Annotated in this window: 2 protein-coding genes and 1 pseudogene; all 3 read right to left on the bottom strand. The window is 42.8% G+C overall.

Going from position 1 to position 5,682, the window contains the following annotated elements; genetic code table 11:
• Nucleotides 1-2,829: caspase family protein (locus V6C93_RS38015; protein ID WP_333481889.1), on the bottom strand; the 2,829-nt coding region annotated here is incomplete at its 3' end.
• Nucleotides 2,830-3,654: 825 nt separating this feature from the next.
• Nucleotides 3,655-5,178 (bottom strand): B12-binding domain-containing radical SAM protein, encoded by a 1,524-nt coding sequence (locus V6C93_RS38020; RefSeq protein WP_333481890.1) that lies wholly within the window; start codon nt 5,176-5,178, stop codon nt 3,655-3,657.
• Between the two features lie 255 nt (nt 5,179-5,433).
• A pseudogene (locus V6C93_RS38025) lies at nt 5,434-5,682 on the bottom strand (hypothetical protein); the annotation flags it as partial.

Below are 5,682 nucleotides of genomic sequence, written 5' to 3' on the forward strand. Positions count from 1 at the left end.
GACACTAGGCACCATACTTTCAGTGTCACCAATAATGCCATGAATGTAGAGGACAATCCGTTGGGCTTGAGCAACCAATTGTTTTACCTTCTCCCGATCTTTTTCATAGATTACCGTTCCATCTTCTGTAACCTCGGCTACAGCTAAAATCGGGTACTCAAACGAACGCCCCAGCTTTTCATTTACTACTTTTTCCAGGAAAATTCGGATTGAACCCTGCAAGCTACGACTGCTTACAGTGGGTCTGGGCAACCGCTCCAGCTTAATCTCTGTCTTGCCATTCTCTGTCTTTATCCCTCGACCTAATGGCAAGAAAAATTCACCGTCATAACCCAACGGTAAAAGGTGCTCATTCTCCTCCAATGCTTGATCGACCAGCAACGTTAAGGGCGCTTCTGGTGTTACAGCTATGTAATCTTCTACGTCAAATAGCTCTAAAGCACTCAATCCTGGGTCGCTGCCTCGGCTGGTTGTGAATTGGAATGCTTGGGTGATATGAGGTTCTTGCCGCAGAATAGGAGGCAAAATTAGATTTCCTAAATCTCGACTTGCCTGTGGCTCAGTAGTTAGGCTCACTTTCGCTTGTAAACTTGGATGAGGTTGTACCTCGACTACACCACCCAATAAACGAGTGCTTTCATGCTGCTGAATTATCCCAGCCGCTTGCGGTCTTACGGTTTCAAGGGTGATTATCTTAGTCATCCAATCATCCGTATTGCCTCTAGAGCTAGCCATTATTTCTCGGCTTTGTACCCGGCTCATCAAGCTATTGAGTGTCCCTTGTTGCTGCAATTCCTCAGTTTCTATAGAGCGTTGCGATTGAGTAAATCTAGGCAAGTCCAGTGCATCTTGCTCTAACAAACTTGCATCAAACTCGGTCGTACTCACAATTAGTTTTAGCCTATCCTTGCGTTCAGTAATGCCCTGTTCCCATAACTCATCAGGCACCACTGAATCCTTGTAGTCTCCTTCGATAGTTTCTCCCGGTGGCAGCCGCACGCTAGTCCTGTCTTCAAAGAACCCAACATACACAGCAAAACTCTCTGTTAGGTCTAATACATTGCAATAGAGAGTTTTCTTACTGTTGTTAGTTAGCCTGACATAGTAGGTAGGTGGACTCCACTCACCATCCTGATATTCATACTCCAAACGCATATCAGACGCTTCTGAGAGCGCACCGTTAGCGATGTTAGGAGCGTCTGAAGAGGCTTCATGACCGTAAAGAACAATCTCCATCTTCAGATCATCTGGCTTAATCCGAGTTGTGGCAGGACTTTCCAGTTCAAGCGTGTTAGTCCAACGAGCGATATGTTCCAATCGTTGAATAACTTGCAAAGCGCGTTCTGGCGTGTAACTGGCAAGGCCTAGGGGTTTTTCTGGAAGTGGCGCAACCAAAGGACGGTCATCTGTAGGCAGTGTCAGCCAGTATTGTCCCTCGCGAGCCAGTAATTTATAGTCTGCATCGGCAGATGCATCGACTCGACGCACGTACAACGAAGACCGTTCATTGGCTTGGGCTTTTAACAGTGCTTGATGCGCTAGTTCTACACCTGCTTGTTCACCCTGAAAATAAACCTTCAGAGGCTCTATTGGCAAACTGGTTACAACAGCCCAATAACTTTCATTTTCCGATAAGCGATCTGCGCTATGCTGCTTCGCACCATGCTTACGCAAACGCAGCAGCGCTTCACTATCGCTGCCCTCAATAATTTCCACTTTGCTGCGTTGTGGTAGCACTTGGGTAACTCGTGCTTGCAATAAAGCTTCTCCAGATTGGCGTAACTGTTCTGGGGTACTTCCAACAGGAAAGATTGCTAATAAAACATCTCTACTCGATTTGGGAATACCATGCAACGCCCCGCCATCGATCACCCAACTCTTGTCTTTGCTGCTATAAGTTAAGGTGAAGTAGAAAGGCCGTTCCGTAATTGCACCACCTAAAAAAGGTTGGTTTAATTCGTCCGAATCTGTTGCTTCAACTTGAGGAGATTGGTCTTGGACTTTACCACTAACCAACGCATTAAGAGTTCTAGCTAAATCTCGATAGGTTAAGCTGCCATTAGTTCGCTGCAATGTTTCCAGAAGGAAGTAGGAAAAAGCTCCTCGCAGTTGACCATCTTGGCCTTTATATTCTTTTGCCAGCTCATAGTCTCGACAGGCAGAAAGCATAACGTGCCTTCCTTTGGGTAACACTATACCTGTCGTTTTCTTTTCCAGGTTACGGGAAGACGTTAACAATTCATCTAATGCTGTTTTATCTTGAGCAAAAATATAGCTGCTCAAAGGTCGCTCTCGCGAATCTACAGGGGCACGACGTACTGTAACTTCTAGAGACAAATTTCTGGTTCCAGAACCAGAGTGACAGCAATCCAAAATCATCACGACATGGGGATTCTTCTGTGCCACTTGGGAAATCAAGTAGGCTAATTCCTTATCCGCTAAGTCTCGGCTACCTTCTGTACGGCTGTCATGGCAAACTAAGGTTTCATTTAAACGGTCTGGCTCTAAATGCCAAAACTCTTCTGTTGCCTTTTCTTGAGCGCCATGACCAGAGTAGTAGAAAAACACGACATCATCACTATTAGCATTGCACAAGTGCTGCTCAAAGCTGTTGATAATCGCTTGACGAGTTGCTTGTTCATTTGTAAGTATCCACGGTATATCAACGGATTCTGCGAGTTTCCATTCACCCCCTTTAGTCCGTTCCCTGAGATACGCCTTTACCGCTTTAATGTCATTAACGCAACCTCTTAAGGGAGGAATGACGGGCACTGATGCTGGATGATAGCTATCAATTCCAACTAGGAGGGCGTAGATGCTTTTAGTCATATGGATGTCTCCTCAGCTCTTGTAGGAGTGTCAGTAACCGCTAACAGTGCGATCGCCAGCCGTTCTCATTGCACAGTTCTATCTCTACATCCACCAATAGATATGACGCTTTCTCTGTTGGGTTTTGTTGGAGATTATGTTCTCCAATTCATCCATTCAGATTGTCTTGACGTTTATAACGTTTGCCCAAGAGAGAGGAGGTCGTTTCTTTGCTTGGTGCAGCATATTTAGCAAATTCTTATATAACAATTTGACAAAAATTGCATATGTTAATCGCCATTTTATTCAACCTAATTGAAGTAATCATGCTTCCCCTCATTGGTAGAAGCTGGAAAAGTTAGTATTCGCGATAACGCCTCTCATTAAACATATTTTAGAAGAAATAAAACTCTATCTTTAAGATGATTTTTAAAAACTTTTTTTCTGTCTTTTGGTAGGTCATTTTTTAAATAAATAGATTATTTTTTAGATATATTTTTTGAATCATTAAAGTCAAAAAGACTTAAGACATCAAGAAAATTCCCGTATTTTAAGCAGGAAAATTCGGGCTATTTTTGTTGTTAAATATTTATATTGTTAACGGACAAATTTGTAAACCATTGCAATATTAAACTCGGTTTTTATCCGATGGACAGCGGAATTCTTTCCTTGTGCTTCCACACTATTGAAGAAACCAAAAAGCGATCGCCCATTGCGCTGATTTCGTTCTAGGTCAGCTTGAAAAACTTGTTCGGCTTGTTCATAGTCACCATTTTGCCTCAGTACGCTAGAAACCTCATAAAAGTGTCAGTAACAGCGAACAGTGCGATCGCATTTTTTCGTCAACTAGCTTCGGAGTTCCTGTAATTGAGTTTGCAGTTTCGCTCTCACTTCTTTTCGGTAGGCAAAGAAATGTTCTCCCACACATAGGGTCATAAAATACTCTATAAAAAAACTAGGCTTGCACAACAAAATGGCTCCTAATTGCACCCAAAATCGTAGTCGAGTCATCCGCACAATTCCCTGCCGCCAAAATACAATCAACATCAATCGCAGCATTCCTGTAGATAGCTCACGCTGAGCCTTTGGCCGATATCCCTGCATTTTCATGAAATGGCGAAACGTTCTCTTTAAGTAGGACAACGGCTCATAGAGATTCCAGAAAGCATCAATAAATTCTTCTACAATCTCTTCAACGGGACGTGTCGGTGTAAAGTTCATGATTGCTGTTTGATGGAAAGACTGTAAGTTATCATTCAAACGATTTTCTTGCTTGAGTCTCGTCCACAGTTTTGTGTTATGTAATGCCTGAAGCAGGCTTAAGTGTGGTTGCGGAATACTAGCATCTTCAACAAATTGCTGAATCCGTTTTCCAGCTCCTGGAGATTCGTGGTCGAAGCCAACGATAAACCCGGCTGTAATCCCTAATCCTTTTTCTGTAACTTTGTTACAGGATTCGAGCAGTGATCGCCGCGTATTTTGCTCTTTGTGAATTTCTTTCAAGCCCTCTGTATCTGGTGTTTCGATGCCCATAAAAATGAGCGTAAATCCAGCTTTCACCATCAACTCCATCAGTTCTTCGTCTTCTGCCAAATTTACAGAAGCTTCAGTGATAAACGCAAAGGGATACTGACGTTCCTCCATCCACGGAATCAACGCCCGCAAAAAGACTTTGGCGTTCCGCTTGTTGCCAATGAAGTTATCATCGACGACAAAGATCGCTCGTCTCCAACCCATTTGATATAGTGTTTCTAATTCCGCCAACATTTGTGTTGGTGTTTTTGTTCGAGGTTTACGACCAAATAGATTCGTAATGTCACAAAATTCACACTGGAAGGGGCAACCTCTGGAGAATTGAACGGTGACAGTGATGTAAGCATCGAGATCGAGTAAATCGAATCGAGGGATGGGAGTTTGGGTGACATCGGGCTTTTCGGCTGAGCGGAAAATTCCTCGCGGTTCTCCTCGCTCTAAGGCATTGACGAATAAAGGAATCGTACACTCTCCTTCATCCAGAATCAGATAGTGTGCTCCTGCCTCTAAGGCGAATTCTGGAACAGAAGTTGGAAATGGCCCACCTACTGCTACTTTTTTGCCCAAAGCAACCCCTTTTTGAATGAGCGATCGGAAGTCCTCTTTTTGCACGATCATCGCCGAGAGGAGCGCTAAATCACACCACGCCCAATCCTCATCAGTTTCAAACTGAACATTGCGATCGATAAATTGAATCTCCCAAGTTGAAGGTAGAAGTGCTGCCACTGTAATCAGTCCGAGTGGCGGAGTCGAGGCGCGTAACCCGGCAAGATCGAGCGTTTCTCTAAACGACCAAAATGAATTCGGTAAAACAGGCCAGATCAGTAAAGCTTTCATAACTTTAAATAACACTATTCAATGCAGAGAAATCTTTATTAGATGGCTTGTAGCTAAATAAAGCAGACATAGGGTATTAGTTTTTTGAATCCCATAATTCCTCCAAAAAGTAGCATATGGACTGCTTTTCAAGTTTTAAAACAAGTCTAGTATTTAGCTAGAAAACAGTATCTTGCAACAATTGCCAGCAACATCATGCCAAACATTTTCCTCAATCTTAAGGAGTTTTATGCCTTTCGAGCTGTCTAATTCAATCTACAGAATACTAGACAAGCACAAAACTAAGAAAACTATTAAATTGATTGACAAAAAAACTAGTAAGAGTTGCAATAAACTTTTAAAAACTATTTGATTAAATCTATTCAGCGTCCAACTAAACAAGCGAATAGGAAATGGCTCTGAAGTATTCAATTCTTGACTGCTTCGATAAGTTGCTGTAACTATAGACTCCGCTTCTATCAAACTATCCAAATCTTTTCTAGCCCAACTTTGGGTAACATCAGG

It is taken from the genome of Allocoleopsis sp., assembly GCF_036703385.1.
Classification (GTDB): domain Bacteria; phylum Cyanobacteriota; class Cyanobacteriia; order Cyanobacteriales; family Coleofasciculaceae; genus Allocoleopsis.